Source organism: Paenibacillus plantiphilus (genome assembly GCF_927798095.1).
In the GTDB taxonomy this organism is placed as follows: domain Bacteria; phylum Bacillota; class Bacilli; order Paenibacillales; family Paenibacillaceae; genus Paenibacillus_Z; species Paenibacillus_Z plantiphilus.
Genome location: NZ_CAKMMF010000001.1, coordinates 253,992 through 270,818 on the forward strand (window position 1 = coordinate 253,992; position 16,827 = coordinate 270,818).

Sequence of the window (16,827 nt, forward strand, 5' to 3'; positions counted from 1 at the left end):
AAATAATGCGGCTAGCCCCGCTTATATGATGATGCTTACAGCAGAGCCTTCACTTTGCTGACAACATTGTTAACTGTGAAGCCATACTCTTCAATAACCTTGCCGCCTGGAGCCGATGCGCCGAAGGTGTTGATGCCAAGGATAGCGCCTTTGTCCCCTACATAACGCTCCCAACCGAATGGCGATCCCATCTCGATTGCAAGACGTGCCTTAACATCTGGAAGCAGGACGGAATCCTTATAGGATTGCGGCTGCGCCTCGAACAAATCCCAGCTCGGCATGCTGATTACACGCACTTCAATGCCTTCCGCTGCAAGCGCTCGCTGCGCTTCAACGGCCAGCTGCACTTCAGAGCCGGTCGCAATAATTTGCGCTTGCGGTTTGCCGCTAGCTGCTTCGGATACGACGTATGCACCCTTCGTGATTCCTTCGCGCGCATTCACATTCGTATCTTTCAAAATCGGCAGATTCTGGCGAGTCAGAACCAGCGCAACTGGCTTGCTGCCATTCTCCAATGCATATGCCCATGCCGCTGACGTTTCATTGGCATCCGCAGGACGGATGACCGTCAGATCTGGAATGATGCGAAGCGAAGCAAGCTGCTCGATCGGCTCATGTGTAGGTCCGTCTTCGCCGACAGCAATACTGTCATGCGTCAGCACATATACAACCGGAAGCTTCATCAGAGCGGACAAACGCACTGCCGGACGGAGGTAGTCGGTGAATACGAAGAAGGTTGCTCCGTACACTTTCAAACCGCCATGAAGCCCAATACCGTTCATTGCTGCCGCCATTGCGAATTCACGAACGCCGAAGTAGATGTTGCGTCCGTCATAGTTGCCCGCCTTATAGACCGGCAAGCCTTTCAGATGAGTCATGGTCGAGCTCTCAAGATCGGCAGAGCCGCCTACGAGGTTCGGCACATTCTTCGCAAGTCCGTTCAGTGCATTTCCTGAAGCGACACGCGTCGATACCGCCTTGTCTTCATTGCTGTAGGTAGGCAAATCATTGTCCCAGCCTTGCGGCAGCTTACCGCTGATAGCTGTCTCGAATTGAGCTGCAAGCTCAGGGTGAGCGTCTTTGTAAGCTGCAAACAGCTTGTCCCAAGCTGCGTTGGCTTGCTCGCCACTGGCTTTCACTTCTGCAAAGTGCGAACGAACCTCAGCCGGTACGTGGAATGCCTCTTCCTCGCTCCACGCATAGAATTGCTTCGTCAGCTTCGTCTCTTCAGCGCCAAGCGGCGATCCGTGAGGACCTGCATGTCCGCCTTTGCCGCCCTTGTTCGGGCTGCCGTAGCCGATAACCGTCTTCACTTCAATCAGCGTCGGCTTGCTTGTATCAGCTTGAGCCGCTGCAACCGCTGCTGCAATAGCGTTCAGATCATTGCCATCCTCAACGCGGATGACTTGCCAGCCATAGGCTTCGAAGCGTCCTTGAACATTCTCAGAGAACGACAAATTCAATTCGCCGTCAAGCGAGATATCATTGGAATCGTACAAGACAACCAATTTGCCAAGCTTCAGATGAGCTGCGAGGGAAGCCGCTTCGCTTGCTACGCCCTCCATCAGATCGCCGTCGCCGCAAATCGCGTACGTAAAGTGATCGACAACATTGTAGCCTTCTTTATTGTAAGTCGCGCCAAGCTGGGTTTCTGCAAGCGCCATACCTACAGCCATCGCTACGCCTTGACCAAGCGGTCCAGTAGTAGCATCAACGCCGGCAGTATGACCAAACTCTGGATGACCAGGTGTCTTGGAGCCCCACTGACGGAAGTTCTTGATCTCCTCCAGCGGCAGATCATAGCCGGACAAATGTAGCAGGCTGTAGAGCAGCATCGAGCCATGACCAGCAGACAGAACGAAACGGTCGCGGTTAATCCAGCTCGGATTCGACGGATTATGATTCATGCTCTTCGCGAACAATTGATAGCCCATCGGCGCAGCGCCCATCGGCATACCAGGGTGTCCGGAATTAGCCTTTTCGATCGCATCAATTGCGAGTGTGCGGATCGTATCAATGGAAAGCTGGTCGATAGACTTCTGTGTAACTGTCATTGCGTAATTCCTCCCAGAACATTTTGCGGAGCAAATCAACGTCAAGAAACGTAAGGTTTGCTTCCGTTTACTGTTTTTCTATTTTTATTTGCGCGTTTTTCACGCACTAGCTGTGAAACATTGTACCATTACGCGTCAGCCTTTTCCATCCTTAAAGTGCAGTTCAATGAAAAAAGCCAAGCCGCGCAGAGCCGCGACTTAGCCTATAATTCCCATTCTTTCATTAAAGATGACAGCTGTATGTTTAATTGAATACAACCGTTTTATTCTGATGCACCAGCACGCGGTCCTCTATATGCCATTTCACAGCGCGCGCCAGCACAACACGCTCGATCGTTCGGCCAATGCGCTTCAGATTGTCCACGTTATCACGGTGGCTAACCCGCTGAACATCCTGCTCAATGATCGGACCGCCATCAAGCTCCTCCGTTACATAATGCGCAGTTGCGCCTATGATTTTCACACCGCGCTGATAGGCCTGCGCATATGGCTTGCCGCCTACAAATGCAGGAAGAAAGGAATGGTGAATATTTATGATCCGATTAGGGAATTGCTCAATGAACTTGGGCGAAATAATTTGCATATAACGTGCCAGCACGATGAGATCCGCCTTATCAGAGACGACCTCCAGCTGCTGCTTCTCAGCCTCCGCTTTCGTTTCAGCAGTCACCGGAATATGGTGGTAGGGGATGCCGAATGATTCCACCAGTCCCCGCATATCAGGATGATTGCTGATGACCATCGCAATATCGGCCTCCAGATCGCCAGCCTGCCACTGCCAGAGCAGTTCAAGCAAGCAATGATCCTCCTTGGATACAAATACAGCAAGACGTTTCTTGCGGCTGGCGCGGAACGTATGCCATTTCATCTCGAACCGATCCGCCACACGGACAAAATCCTCCTGCAGGACAGGCAGCTCTGTGTCCAGATCATTCAAATCAAATTCGAAACGGATGAAGAACATCCCGCCCCCAGGGTCCATCGAATATTGATCCGATTGAACAATATTCGCTCCATGCTCATACAGAAAATGCGATACCGATGCGACAATTCCCGGACGGTCCGGACAAGAAATCAGCATTTTCGCTCGATTCCGTTTATCCGGTTGCTGTGCAGGCTTGTGTTGATACGTGTTCGTCATTAGGCTGCTGACTTCCTTCCTCTACTATTCATGCTGTTGCTAGTGCTTTACGCATTAACGAGCAGCGATTTGCCCGCAAACCAAGCCGTTATTCGTTGATTGACTGCTTCTTCCGACAATTCAGGAAGGATGCGATGCTCTACCACCAGGTCATACAATCGGTCCATTGGCTCTCGCGGATCGGCTTTTTTCGCCTTGGCATCATTCTTGAGCACATCCCAAGTCGCCAGCACATAAGCACGAGGATCGATATCCTGTTTATGGAAAAAATGATGCAGCTGCTCCACTTGGTCGAAAAACTCTCCGCCGAAACGTGACATGGCATCTCCGCGTAGCAAAGCGATCTCCGCTTCATACATCGGACGCTGTTTCTTGTCAATTTGGCCGATCCAAGGCGTCTCAAGAATAAACGGTCGATTCTTCAAGCCGTCATGATGCACAATATTGCGAATCGCTTCATGTCCCAGCCAGCCTGCTCCAACAGGAGCATGACGGTCCTTGCCCGCTCCGCGCGGATTCTTGCTGTCATTGACATGAACGACCGCTACACGATCGAGACCGACAATGCGGTCAAATCCGGCAAGCACGCCGTCAAGATCATTTACAAGATCATAACCAGCATCATGCATATGGCAGGTATCCATACAAACAGTCAACCGGCTGTTGTCTCTCACCTTGTCGATGATTTGCGCGATTTCTTCAAAGCTGCGGCCGATCTCCGTCCCTTTGCCAGCCATCGTCTCAAGTGCAATGTTGACATTCGTTTCCTTCGTGCCTTCCAGCACCTCATTCAGCCCTTCTGCAATACGGGCGATGCCAAATTCAGCATCCTTATCCGTGTAAGCGCCAGGATGCAGCACAATATTGCGAACGCCGATTTTGTCCGTCCGGCGAATCTCTTCCTGAAGAAAGCGTACCGCCAGCTCAAACGTATCTTCCTTGTATGAGCCAAGATTAACGATATAAGGCGCATGCACGACGATCTCGTCGATTCCTGCTTCCTTCATAGCTGCCTTGCCTTCTTCAATGTATAAATCCTCAATCGGCTTGCGCCGGGTGTTTTGCGGTGCACCGGTATAAATCATGAATGAGCTGGAACCGTAAGAAACAGCTTCCTTAGCTGCAGTTAACAAACCTTTGTCGGAAAAAGATACATGCGATCCGATCTTCAACATATGATTGTTCTCGCTCCCCTCACAAATTGCCTTCTGCCCTCATGCTGAAGGCCTTCATTTATAGCTTGTCCCCCCTATTTTACAGGGTATGCCGAAATAAATCTAGGTTTAACAACAATGCCTCTTCTGGTACATGTTGCGAGTCACTAGCTTCGTAGCTTATAATGAAATCAATTTTTTGAGTGGCAGTTTGGTGAATATTTTTCAGCGGCCTTACAGAGAGCCGTGAATAAGGTATAATCCTTATTGAGAGGTGAAGCATCGTAATGGACAATATACCGGATTGGGTTATGTATTTTATAATGTTTTGGGCGTTTGTTATGCTTGGCTTTATGGCGATCGGCGGTTATTTTATGTTCCGCAAATTTCTCAAGGTGCTTCCCATGCGCGATGGCAAGTCAAAGCTCGATTGGCAGAATTACTGGGTGGAGCGCAGCCGCGGCATGTGGCCTGAGGATTCCAAAAGCTTCCTCGACCAGCTCGTTTCTCCGGTTCCCGGCGCCTTCCGCGATATAGCGAAGCATTCCATTGCTGCCAAAATCGCACAAGTCGCTGTCGAAAGCGGATCAACCGAGGTGCTCAGGAACCATTGCATTGAAGGATATATTCGTGCCACTCCCAAGCGTGATTACCGCAGTCTTATTAGCTTTCTTGACAAGCAAGGAATTGATTATTCCCCTTACAAGCACTTGCTTAACAAATAATGCGCCGCCTGAACAGGCGGCTCTCTCCTTGCGAACCCATATAATGATGGGGAAGACATGATGCAGCTATCCGCAGACCGCAATCGAAGGAATAGAGCATACTTTGCAGGGGGGAGTATAAATGAAAATCGCAGTTGCAGGAGGAACAGGATTTATTGGCTCTGCACTGGTGAAAGCGCTTCTTAGCCGAGGGGATGAAGTATGGATCATCTCCAGGACGTCGGCTTCCGCCCCTGCACAGCATTCGCACCTGCGCAGCTTGAACTGGGCAGAGCTGGAAACTGCTCCTGACCTGCTGGAAGGGGTAGATGCCATCGTGAATTTGGCCGGAGAGTCCATTAATCAGCGATGGACAGCGGCTGCCAAGCAGCGCATACTGTTGTCGCGGATTGAGGCTGCTCAGAAGATCGGGCGGATTGTCGCCGCTTTGAATCGCAAGCCGGAAGTGGTCGTGAACGCATCGGGCATTTCCATCTACGGGACTTCAGAAAACCATATTTTTGAAGAGAATAGTCCGGCGACGGTTAATGACTTTCTGTCCTCTGTAGTTGAGCAATGGGAAGAAGCGGCTGATCGTATCGCAGTACCACGGCTTGTGAAGCTGCGGGTTAGTCTCGTGCTTGCAGCCAAAGGAGGCGCATTCCCAAAAATGGCGATGCCATACCGTTTATTCGCGGGCGGCAAGGTCGGCAGCGGGCGGCAATGGATCTCATGGATTCATATTGAAGATATGATAGCGCTCATCATGTTCTGCCTCGATAATACTAATATATCCGGCCCAATCAACGCTTCAACACCGAATCCTGTCCCCAATGATGCCTTTGGCAAAGCCGTGGCAGCAGCTATGGGCAGACCACACTGGTTTCCTGTTCCTGCATTTCTGATGAAAGTCATCTTCGGGGAATTGTCCACTCTGCTGCTGGATGGGCAGCGAGTCATCCCGCGCCAGGCGCTGCAGAGCGGATTTCAATTCCAATATCCGACGATTGACAAGGCAACGCAACAACTCGTCGGACGACAACGACATGCATAACTTACACGCTCGCTTGCCTTACCCGGCCCGAAATTCATATTTCGGGCCCTTGTCACCCGCCAGCTGCAGTACATCTCCATTATTTAAACTGTAGGTTTTGTAAGGAATCATCGCCTCGCCATTAATCGTGCTGCCGTTTCTGGAGCCTACATCCTTTACAATCCAGGCACCGTTCTCGTCAACCAGCTCCAGATGCGCCCTCGATACACCAGGCGCATTGTCTACATAGGTTGTACCCTCTGCAGAACGTCCAATAATAACACGTTGCTCAAGAACAACTCTTTCCGTCGTTCCGCCTGATTCTCTTGCCAGCCAAGGGACGACATTGCTCGCGGAATAATTACCCTTCAATTGTCTGCCAAGCAGCACCGTCGCATCCTGCTGTCTTCTCGGAGGAGCACTGATATTAGCCGACTCCATTGCCACTTCACCAGACCTCCATCGATCAGAGATGCGTTGTCCATTCTCCTCCTTAACAGGCTCCCATTTGTGCTGCTCCTTATTGATGATAGCAGCATTATTGATGATGGCAGCATTCTGCCCTTTATTCAGCTCATTATGCAAGTTGGCAGCACGATGACCTTTATTCAGCCATGTAGAGTCCAGTGCGAGCCCTTCCTCCATCCAATTGCTGTCATCCTCTTCCTCATTCTCGAATTCATGACCATTCGTAATCCTTCGCCACAGCAAAAACAATCCGGCGGATGATATCAGAGTCAGACCCGCGCTAATAAGCAAGCTGACATTCGTCGGCGCAGCCATGTAAATAAACCGCCAGATTAGCGCCATTACAACGACAAAACCAGCGATGCTAAGCTTTTTCACCTTTAATGAGCCAACTCCTGCCGAGGTCTCCTCAACATCCTGCAATTCGGGCATATCCTCGTCCGCTAATTTGCGCGGTCCTTCCTCCGAAAGATTAGCAGCCGCTTCCACAGACTGCCCGCTAGCTGCTTGTTTGGCATCATTGCGCAATGAGATAAGCGCCACCCGTTTGCGCTTCTCCGAGAGCAGCGAGTCCTGCTCAGCAATTTTTTGTTGAGCATCCTTAGAAATCATGTCTGGAGACAGAGACTTCGAAGCTGCCGGCGAGCTACTTGCTGAATAATTATTGGATAAACTTAATAGAGACAGCAGCGCTTGCCGCAACCCGTTCCATGATACACGGTCTTCCCTTAAATGCTGGAAGATGTGCTGCAAGCCCAGTCCATCGGGCTGTTCGACATAGCCGATCCATCGCACAGCCATCGCAATGACCGCTTCGCTTGCGGAAGGTCCAGCTCCTGCATGTTTCAGTGGAATGTACACCAGACCGATATCCTCCCATTGTTCACCAACAAACATATATTGTTCATGCAGCAGAAACCCCTCTGCACGCAGCATATAGTGCTGACAGTCATCGATTGCTTCTACAACAGCAAGGAGGAGCGCATAGAAGTCAATCATCTTGAGCGGTACAAGCTGCAATCGATGTGAGAGCATCCTTTTGCCAGAAAGCAAATAACGAAATGTTACCGAGCCATCAATATCAACCCATTGGGGACGGAGCAGCTTAGGGATACGCTGCCCCTGCAGCATCCCGATCTCCACCTCATCCAGTTCTTCGCGCAATATGCCAGACGGCCGATCAATGACCATCTCATGTCCCCGATTCATCGAGAAATCGATCCGATACGCTTCTATAGCCATCCTGAATCCTCCTTTCGCTATACATCTGTCAGCCACCATGTAGTCAATGCTGCGGGAACGACTACAATCATGAAAGGAAAGCGCAAGCCATCCTTCGTCCATGAATGCAGCAGTTCGCGCTGACTAAGGAAGCCAGGCACAATAAAGGCTATTACTCCTGTCAGGAGACGTCTCCCGAATGGTCTGTGGAACAATAACAAAACCACTCCTACCGCTCCCCCATATAGAATGGCATAAATAAGCACTTGGATAACGGCTGTCATTCCAATCCATGCACCGAGCGCGACAAACAGCTTCACATCTCCAGCTCCTATGCCATTGAATAAATAAAGAACCATAAGCGGCACAAAACCTGCGAATACGCCCAGCAGTGAAAACCATCCCCCCTCCAAGCCGTTTGCAGCTAGCTGATAGCAGCAGCCAGCTGTAAAGAACGAGACCGTCAACCAATTTGGAATGCGCATCGATTTCAGATCATTAATGAGAGCAAGCAGCAGCAGCACAGCGGTAGCGCCATAGGGTATCGTCATTGCCATACAATTCCCTCCTTTCTGAAGATATTGGTCAGTAGCAAAAGTCAGCCTATTCACGCGCATTACAGCATCGAATCGCGAAGCCTAATCTCTATTGCCAGAACTTTCAACAACAAAATGTCTGGCTACTTTGGTTCCATCATCGGCGGTTATGATCAACTCCCAAACACCCGGCGTCGTGTTGCCCGAGACAAGCCAGGACCACTTCACGGCGCCTTCGCCATCCGCTGTCGCATCCCCCAAATTTCTCGCAACGCTCTGACCGCTCTTATAGCTGACCCCCAATGAAAGCTTGCGGTTCGGATCACTTTGAACAACGATCGTCGCTTTTTTTCCCGGCCGGAGCGGGTTCGGCTCAATGGATACGATCTGTATATTCGCCCTGGTGGATTCCGTCCCACTCTCAGCCCCGCTGCCTCTAGGAGCTGGAGCAGCATCGCTGACCCACACCCGCTCCTCTGCCTGTTCTCTTAGAACAATAGAACGCTTCGTGAATGGAAGTCCCAGCTTGAACGTGTATTCGGCTTCAATGCGAATATACGGCTCCGCCTTCTCCTGTAAATCCGGCAGGGAAAGCTTGCTCAGCTTTAGCTCGGAAACATCCAGTACCTCTTTATCAGCTTCATGACGCAGCAGTGGTTCTACAACCGTGCGGCCAATAGATGTAGCAGCGACATCCTCCAGAGGTTTCCAATTGCCATTCAATGCTTCTGACATGAGCGGCCCCGCTGGTGACGGCAGCCAGCCCGCGAGCGTCGCAGCAACAGACCTGATTTCCGGCATCGCCTCCATTAAAGGCACTCCCAATCCCCCCAATTGAGGGGGCATATACCCCGAGGCTTGCTGAATCGCCAGCTCAATCGGTTTAATATTAGCCGCAGCCTGCCTGACCGTTTGTGAGACTGCCCCATGAAGAGCCATTTGAACGGCTGACAATCGGATTAAACAGACAAATAAAATAATGACCATGAGCACGACCGGCATTACAAGAGAAGCTTCCACTGCTATGCTTCCTTCTTCGTTTCTTTTGTTAACCGTATGACCATCCGATTGTCTTTGTCGTCTCATATCGGTTGCCCTTTACCCTTCCATTCAATATTCCGAAATTCGTGAAGCTTCTCATAAGACCCGGGAGAAACCAAAGATTCACAGAAGCTGTAAGCTCCCCAGTAATACCTGTTGAGGTTTTTGACAGCGTCATTCCAGTATTCTGTTCTATGACAGCAATTGTCCGTGACATTCTCTCATCGCTGCTCCCGTGCAGCAATAAGAAAATGCGCAAATAATCCGCATAAGTCAGCTCAATATCGACATATTTAGAAAGCGGTATCGAGCCCTTCTGACTTAACAAGACCATATCGGCAATCGACTGTTCCAGACCGTAGAGCAGCGCGCCTGCCAGCACAAGCAGCGGATGTCCTAATGAACGGCATGCAATCAAGCCTTCCATAGTCCGAATTGCGAGCCTGACAGCGAATATTTCACCATAGGCAGCCGCAATATTGCCAGCCGGTGAATGAAAGCCGTAAAGAATATACTCCACCTCTTGATTGTTCAGGCTCAACGCGTTCGAGAACTCTTCATGTCCCTCGTTCCTCATTACAGCTCCAAGCTTCTGCGGCGGAAAAGAAGCAAAGCGATGAATGATATATTCATTCAAATAAAGCGAGTCTCGAATCCCCTCCATAGAATCCGCCATGCCTGAGAAAATAGTTTCCATCGATGACATAGAGCTAACGGCCGCATCGTTGGGATCATCATCCCAGCCTGCTGCCGCTGAACCTGAAGCTTCTGCCAGCCCGTTGAATTGCAGATTGGAATGGAGCTTCTCCTTCACTTGATCAAACATTTCCTGATGCTCCCCCATTTGCGGAATGGATGTAATCCCATGCATCATTTTGCGAACCTCTCCCAATTTGGACTCGGCGGCTGCTTCTTGTTTCTTGCGTTCGCCATCAGCGGACTGTCTCTCATTCATTTCTTGCATGCGCAAATCCAGAACCGAGCCCGGTTGAATAAATTTCTGCGCATACTGCTCAAATGCGATGCGCAGTTGAGCAGCTCCTTCAATAAGAAGAGCTGACGAGCCATGATTGGAAAGTGCAGCCGTTACATTCGATTGGAATCCCGATGTTTCGGAATCAAAGGAGGCGAACATCGTTGTTTGCAAGGTAAGCTCCCCCTTATATTTCACAAACCAGTCCGGTGCAAGCAGAAGCTCTTCAGCAGACTGCCCAGCCTCTCGAAGCTGCGCAGTATCGGTCGAAGTAACTGTTGAAGGTGTTCCGGCCGCATGTTTACTTCCATTCACCCGATCAAAGCCAGTGTTCTGGTTCTCCTGCTTTATGCGCTCGATAACGGCCTTCATCTCCGTGTTCAACCGCTCGGCCTCAGCGAGCTCCTTTAGCGCCTTACTCTCCAGCTCTTGATGACGACGCATTGCATGCATGCTCTCTTTGCGCAAATCACCTGACACTGATCGAGCTGTATTCTCATAGTTAGAGATATCCTCTGTATATTGCGGCTTTTCTTTTTCCTCAAGATGCGCGTCCTGTTCGCACCAGCTTACATAAGCGGAATAGCCGTCTGCGATGCTCGCCGCAGTACTGCCGCTGACAGCATCGACAAGCTGAACCGGAATTAGCTCTGCAATTCCACTGAGAGCCCGATCAGCCGACTGCCGCTGCAAGTCAAGCACGGTTTGCAAGTGCTTTTCTCGTTTATCGTATCGTTCTCTTACTTCCTCCAACAGCTTCACCGTGGCTGACGCTTCCTTCATCGCAATAGAAACCGGAGCAAACCTCGCCGCCACCTCCATAGTGAAATCAATGGGAGCCTTATACTTCATCTCTTCAAGCACTTGTCTCTTAAACACCGGATAAGCACCCAGCACTTCATAGCTGTTCACATGCGATGAACGATACTGTATGCGCAGCAAAGGGAAAGACTCGTCCGAATCAGGGCGCCAATTGCCCTTCGCAGTACGGGCGAATAATTCACTGCGGCTAGTACCGCCGGCGGCAAATAATCCGTAGCGGTCATACAGCATGCCATCATAAGCGGAGAGCGCTGAGCGTGCCCCTGATTGAGCAGCCAGCTCAATCTGTTTGTTGAATGCCGCAATTCTTGCATAGTCAATAAGCAGCGTCGTGAATAAAAGAATTCCCGATGTTGCGATAATAAGAAATACAGAAACCGAGCCGCGCTGGTCCATTGCGAATAAGCGAGCCCCCCTCTTCCTATCACATTCATTCCATCTCAAGCTTCTTGGATACCTCCCTCCAGGCAATGCGCTCATTACAATTATTTAACTTTTCGTTCTTGTAAAATCTGTGCAGCTTGTGCTCGCTTTGGACCTCCGCTAGTCCCTTGGCCGAATTTCGCCGTATAGTAGCGGACAAGATCAACATTGCGAATAAACTCAACGGGATCAACAACTGCAGCCGAGCTGCGCCCCGCAGGTTCAGAATGTCCTAACATCCATTCCAGCGGCAAGATGGTCATCGGCTTTCGCAGCTTCACTTCTACTCGCTTCTCTACGAAGCCATGCGCATACTTCATCTGCCCTTCGTAAAAACTCGGTATTCGCCCAGCAATGCTGCTCATCTTCACCTTAGGAAGTGAAACCGCGCTTGCCCCGTCTTCTTCTATCTCAGAACTGCCAGAGCCAGAGCTGCCAGAGCTGCCGACAGAAACGACCATCTCCCCGTTCTCATTATCGCTGCCTAAACCGAACAACGAATGCAGCGCGCCGTCATCAGACATTCGCCAGTACAGGCCGTCGTATTGTCCGGTTATTCCCATGCCGCTTGCAGCATCACGATAGCTGTTGTCCCAACGAAAAGCAGCGCGTTCTGCCGAAATAGACGCGGTATGGTAGATGACAACCTTCTGGTACACATACATGCTGAATAGAAGCATAATCATTAGAGTGAAGAACACAGCCGGCATAACCATTGACGATTCAATAGTTATGCTGCCTTCATCGCTCCTTAGCCTGGAACGGAGCTCAACTGAAAATTTTATCTGCTTCAACATCTACTTTGCCCATTAGCTTATTTGCTAATATGATCAGCCATTTTTTGAAAACCAATGCTAGAATAATGAGTACGGCAAGAATAAGAACAATCTCCAGTGTTCCAATACCAGCCTCCGAACGCCAGAAGGTCCTGGCTCCTTTCGCCCATTTCTTCTTCATCTTCATGTTCTTCATTTCAATCTCTCCTTTGATGTAGCTGTATTGTAAATTGATAATAACTCTGTCCTCTCTCTGTCTATAACACAGCGCGCTGTGTGGCGTTGCATCGCGGCAGTCCATCACATGGCTAGCCGCCCATCAATAGAATAGCTGGCGTGGCGACAAGCACCATCAATATCAGGAATACGCCGACCAATGGAAAAACAAGCTTGGACGATGCCTCTTCTCCCCGGGATCGGGCGACCGACTTTCTTTTCTCCCAAAGCGTATAAGAAAGCTCCCTGAGTGACAGCACCAGCCGATCGCCTCCTCGCCGGTAGTTCAGAAGCAGCGTTGTCGTGAATAACGATACCTCTTGTACGGCACATCTTCTGCTGAATGCTTCCATTGCAGCACCGAAGGATTCTCCATTGCGAATCGCTTCATTCGCTTTCCGCAGCTCATTCGACAACGGGCTTGTCCCGCTGTCATGCGAACGCTCGGTACAACGGATTAATGCCCGCTGCACAGTTTCGCCAGCGCCCAGAAGCAGCATAAGCTTGCTGAGCACCTCTGGCAGGATCAGCAAAATGTCCTGTCTCCTTCTCTCAACCTTACTCCTGATATCACGCCACTTTGCTACAGGAATGATCATTCCAATAAGCACGGCCAGCCACAGCAGCGAATCTTCACCACTTAATACGCTCAGCCAAGCGCCTCCAGCCATAGCTGCATAGCCAAAACCAATTATGGAAGCGATAAATTGCCTGGTCGATTCAACACTCCAGCTTGCTCCATTCAGAACGAGCAGTTTAGCGTGCAAGCCAGATACAAACGGCTGAAACCGATCCTGCAGTCCACTCCTCTCTATGAGCAGACGGAAGGGCTGCATCATAAACCGTCTCTTCCATTCTTCTTCTGCCCGCGAGCTGTCTCTGGGACTGCCGCGCGTGCTGTTGCGTCCATCCATCATGATCAATAAAACCCATACAACCGCCAAGATCGAGCCCACTGCGATACCCATAAGGGGCCATCCTCCTTACATTCGAATATTCATAATTTTGATCATGAACCCATAACAAACACCAAGAAGAATCATCGACACCGTAAGCATGGCATAGCCCATGCCGCTGTACAGCGGGGTCATATAATCAGGTGCTGCGAAGCTGAGAAAAGCAAGAAATACAAATGGCACTGCCATCATAATTCGCGATTCGAACCGCTTCTGGGCAATCATAACTGCAATCTCCTGCTGCACATCAAGCTTCTCCCCGATTGTCTGCGAAGTCCGGCGAATGACTTCCACCAGATCGCCGCCGGACCGTTTACAGGTGACAAACACATCCACGAACTGTGCAATATCATCCATGTTTGCCCGATCGCTGAAATCGATAAGCGCATGCTCCAAAGGCTCTCCATATGCCATTCGAGAACGAATAATTTCGAATTCCGTAATAATCTCTGTCGTCGGATCTGGGTACAGCAGTCTAAGATCATCTATCGATGTCACAACCGCATTTTCTACCGAGCGGCCAGCAGCCAAAGATGATGTGATGGAATACAGCGCTTCCTTGAACTGCAGCGTTAATCTCATCCGCCTTCTTGAGAGAAGCGACTTGCGATGCAACCGTGGAGCGAGAGCGCCCGCCATAGCAAGTATGAGCGCAACAGGAACGGATCGATAGAACAGATAGGCTGCAATGAAGACGATCCCGCAGCCTGCTGCTGCTGCCAGCATAAATTGATTCCTGCTGAGCTGATAGACCGTATATTGCGGCAACTGCGCCGTTCGCTGTCCTTTGCTTCCCTCGTTCTGACTTGACTCCGGCCAGCCAAGCCATTTCAACCATCCGCCAGCTCCCCGATTTTTCACCTTCCTCTGTATCTTCATGCCCCCTCCACCTCTGGAAATCGTATTCCCGCCATTTGCAATTTCCAGGTATGCTGCAGCAAGCGGCCTGTCGGCTTCAGACTTCCAATAACTCGACCATCGCGCTCGCCCTCTTCTTCAAACCGGTATAGGGATTCAAGTACAACCTCTCCATTCTTCACACCAGCAATCTCGCAAATTTCCGTTACCCGCCTGGAACGGTCTCGCAGTCGTGACAAATGAACGATAATATCAATTGCCGACCCAATCTGCTGTCGAATAACCGCTATCGGCAGCTCCGCCCCGCTTAGCACCATCGTCTCCAGCCGTGCCATCATATCCCGAGCACTATTGGCGTGGCCGGTGGACAAGCTTCCATCATGCCCAGTGTTCATCGCCTGCAGCATATCGATCGCTTCGCCCCCGCGCACCTCGCCAACGACAATTCGGCTCGGACGCATCCGCAATGATGCGCGAATGAGCTCCCTAATTGAAATTTCTCCCCTTCCCTCCGTATTGGCGTTTCTAGTTTCCAAACTTACCAGATTGGGTACTGTGCGAATCTGCAGCTCGGCAGAGTCTTCAATGGTTACAAGCCGCTCATCCTCAGGAATGAACTGGGACAATGCGTTCAGAAAGGTCGTCTTCCCTGATCCAGTACCGCCGCTAATAAAGATGTTGTATTTGGCGACAACAAGCTGCCTCAGCCACTTGGCTGCTTCTTCTGTCAGTGCCCCCAATCGGACCAGGTCCTCCATTTGCATCGGACTCTCTGGAAATTTACGAATGGTCATCGTGGGGCCTTTGAGCGCTATAGGCGGCAGCACAATATGCACCCTTGAGCCATCCTTTAATCTCGCATCAACAATTGGCGCAGACTCATTAACGACACGATTGACGCCCGCGACAACCATCTGAATCAAATCCTCCAGACGTTCACGGCTCTCGAATGCAAGCGATGAACGACTCATTTGTCCCGCCCGTTCAATGAACAGCTCCTCATGGCTATTGATCATAATTTCAGTCACTGCAGAATCTTCCATTAACGGCTGCAGCAAATCCAATCCCCGAAAGGAGTGGAATAAACGACGCACAAGCAGCAGCTTGTCTCCTGCGGACATCGGATTGTCCCTGCACCATAGAAACACGGTTCTCTCAATCCGCTCTATGAATTGCTCATCCGACATTGCATTGTCCAGATCCAGTTCTGCGCGAATTTGTGCTTTGAGCCGCAGTACAGTCTCCTCACCCATCTCCCCTTCCCCCCTCGGCTATGACCAATCGATCCAGCAGTGCTTCCACCGCGCCACGAAATGCGGGTGATACAACCCCATCAGTGCCTGCCAATCCCTCAGCCAGCTCCGCTACTGCAGGAATGACGCCATCAAGCCGCATAGGGAAGGGATCATTAGCAGTAGCAGTGCTGTCAATTGATGCCGCCCGCATCTGGACGAAACGGAACTTGCGCTTCAGTTCCTGGAACAAACGGCCCCACTTTTGTTCCAAATAACGCAGCGCTAGCTCTGTTTTCCTCTGTACAACGACATCCTTGCTTACCAGCCAGACCAGATGGGTGCAGTACTGGAACACCGCTCGATGAAGCGGGTCCACCCTGCTGTCCAAATCAACAACCACGACATCATATTCGCCACATTCCGCAATGGTTGAGAGAAGCAACCCTCCCTGCTCCATGTTGAGAGACAAGCGTTCATCTGCATTGGAGCATGGCGCAAAATAATCAAACTTCATCACAGCATGCCGTTTGCGAAGCTCCGTTAATCGCAATGAGGCTCGATCAGGCTGAGCCTGCAAAGTATAGAGCATCTGCGCAAAATCCTCCTCTCCCTCATCTCCAAGCCAAAGTGAAGCTGCATTCCATTGCTCCAGATTCAGATAAAAAACCCGCGACCCCCTAACTCCAGCTTGTTGAGCAATCTGACGCGCAACAGCGGTCTTGCCAATTCCTCCGCTTGCGGAGTAGACAGCAACCACAGCTGCGGCAGCCGAAGGCCGTCCGTCTCCGCCATTATGCTCCCCGTACGAAGCTTGCGCTGCAGAAAGAGCACCGATTAGCTGTGGGATGGGCTGATACTGCAGCACTTCCTTGTGACCCGGACATTGTCCATGACGGGTGACAAGCACTGCGATTGGAGCCCCCTCCATTTCAGCGCCCAGCTCTCCAAGAAAGGGAGGCTGAACCGCAATAAGGTCCATGCTATAACCGGCGTCAATATAATTGCGAAACGCCGACAGATTAGTAAAAGCAGTCAACTGCCAGCTTTCACCTAATGAAGAATGCCGGATATATGCCGCTAGTCGCTCAACATATTCGGGCTCTTTAACAGCTAGAATCAAATGCTGTTTACTCATCGTGGTTCACCTGCTCCTTTTCCAAAAACGAGAGAATAAAAACACAAAAAAGCACCATAAATGTCGCAGTCATGACTGCTA

At 50.6% G+C, this 16,827-nt stretch carries 15 protein-coding genes; 2 read left to right on the plus strand and 13 right to left on the minus strand.

Features of this window, described 5'->3' with window-relative positions:
• Positions 1-35 precede the first annotated feature (35 nt).
• From tkt to L6H65_RS01085, 3 genes are all read right to left on the minus strand, one after another.
• Positions 36-2,054, minus strand: a complete 2,019-nt coding sequence (tkt, locus tag L6H65_RS01075; RefSeq protein WP_236338429.1) for a transketolase — start codon at positions 2,052-2,054, stop codon at positions 36-38.
• 244 nt (positions 2,055-2,298) lie between these two features.
• A complete protein-coding gene (gene purU, locus L6H65_RS01080) occupies positions 2,299-3,195 on the minus strand; it encodes a formyltetrahydrofolate deformylase (protein WP_236338430.1) in 897 nt (298 codons plus the stop codon).
• 47 nt (positions 3,196-3,242) lie between these two features.
• Positions 3,243-4,370 (minus strand): deoxyribonuclease IV, encoded by a 1,128-nt coding sequence (locus L6H65_RS01085; protein ID WP_236338431.1) that lies wholly within the window; start codon positions 4,368-4,370, stop codon positions 3,243-3,245.
• Between the two features lie 266 nt (positions 4,371-4,636).
• On the opposite strand from L6H65_RS01085, the gene L6H65_RS01090 reads away from it, so the two are divergent.
• The gene (locus L6H65_RS01090; protein ID WP_236338432.1) at positions 4,637-5,074 is read left to right on the plus strand and encodes a DUF2621 family protein; all 438 of its coding nucleotides are present in this window, start codon (positions 4,637-4,639) and stop codon (positions 5,072-5,074) included.
• A 121-nt stretch (positions 5,075-5,195) separates the two neighbouring features.
• On the plus strand, positions 5,196-6,107 hold the full coding sequence (locus tag L6H65_RS01095) for a TIGR01777 family oxidoreductase (RefSeq protein WP_236338433.1): 912 nt from the start codon (positions 5,196-5,198) through the stop codon (positions 6,105-6,107).
• A gap of 18 nt (positions 6,108-6,125) precedes the next feature.
• On the opposite strand, the gene L6H65_RS01100 is transcribed toward L6H65_RS01095, so the two are convergent.
• The 10 genes from L6H65_RS01100 to L6H65_RS01145 all read right to left on the minus strand — a co-directional run bounded on the left by L6H65_RS01100 (position 6,126) and on the right by L6H65_RS01145 (position 16,746).
• Positions 6,126-7,796 carry a DUF6382 domain-containing protein gene (locus tag L6H65_RS01100; protein ID WP_236338434.1) on the minus strand — a complete coding sequence of 557 codons (1,671 nt, stop codon included), beginning with the start codon at positions 7,794-7,796 and terminating at the stop codon, positions 6,126-6,128.
• Positions 7,797-7,813: 17 nt separating this feature from the next.
• A complete protein-coding gene (locus L6H65_RS01105; protein ID WP_236338435.1) occupies positions 7,814-8,332 on the minus strand; it encodes an A24 family peptidase in 519 nt (172 codons plus the stop codon).
• 81 nt (positions 8,333-8,413) lie between these two features.
• Positions 8,414-9,397: a TadE/TadG family type IV pilus assembly protein gene (locus tag L6H65_RS01110; RefSeq protein ID WP_236338436.1), complete on the minus strand. Its 984-nt coding sequence runs from the start codon at positions 9,395-9,397 to the stop codon at positions 8,414-8,416.
• Positions 9,360-11,591, minus strand: coding sequence for a hypothetical protein (locus tag L6H65_RS01115; protein ID WP_236338437.1), 2,232 nt, complete (start codon positions 11,589-11,591; stop codon positions 9,360-9,362). The genes L6H65_RS01110 and L6H65_RS01115 overlap by 38 nt, the downstream gene beginning before the upstream one ends.
• A gap of 41 nt (positions 11,592-11,632) precedes the next feature.
• The gene (locus tag L6H65_RS01120) at positions 11,633-12,367 is read right to left on the minus strand and encodes a TadE/TadG family type IV pilus assembly protein (protein ID WP_236338438.1); all 735 of its coding nucleotides are present in this window, start codon (positions 12,365-12,367) and stop codon (positions 11,633-11,635) included.
• On the minus strand, positions 12,339-12,542 hold the full coding sequence (locus L6H65_RS01125; RefSeq protein ID WP_236338439.1) for a Flp1 family type IVb pilin: 204 nt from the start codon (positions 12,540-12,542) through the stop codon (positions 12,339-12,341). The genes L6H65_RS01120 and L6H65_RS01125 overlap by 29 nt, the downstream gene beginning before the upstream one ends.
• A 112-nt stretch (positions 12,543-12,654) precedes the next feature.
• Positions 12,655-13,530 carry a type II secretion system F family protein gene (locus L6H65_RS01130; protein ID WP_236338440.1) on the minus strand — a complete coding sequence of 292 codons (876 nt, stop codon included), beginning with the start codon at positions 13,528-13,530 and terminating at the stop codon, positions 12,655-12,657.
• A 15-nt stretch (positions 13,531-13,545) separates the two neighbouring features.
• On the minus strand, positions 13,546-14,397 hold the full coding sequence (locus L6H65_RS01135) for a type II secretion system F family protein (RefSeq protein ID WP_236338441.1): 852 nt from the start codon (positions 14,395-14,397) through the stop codon (positions 13,546-13,548).
• Entirely contained in the window at positions 14,394-15,629 is a 1,236-nt protein-coding gene (locus tag L6H65_RS01140) for a TadA family conjugal transfer-associated ATPase (RefSeq protein ID WP_236338442.1), read from the minus strand. Before L6H65_RS01140 ends, L6H65_RS01135 begins: the two co-directional genes overlap by 4 nt.
• A complete protein-coding gene (locus tag L6H65_RS01145) occupies positions 15,622-16,746 on the minus strand; it encodes a P-loop NTPase family protein (RefSeq protein WP_236338443.1) in 1,125 nt (374 codons plus the stop codon). Before L6H65_RS01145 ends, L6H65_RS01140 begins: the two co-directional genes overlap by 8 nt.
• Between the last annotated feature and the right edge of the window lie 81 nt (positions 16,747-16,827).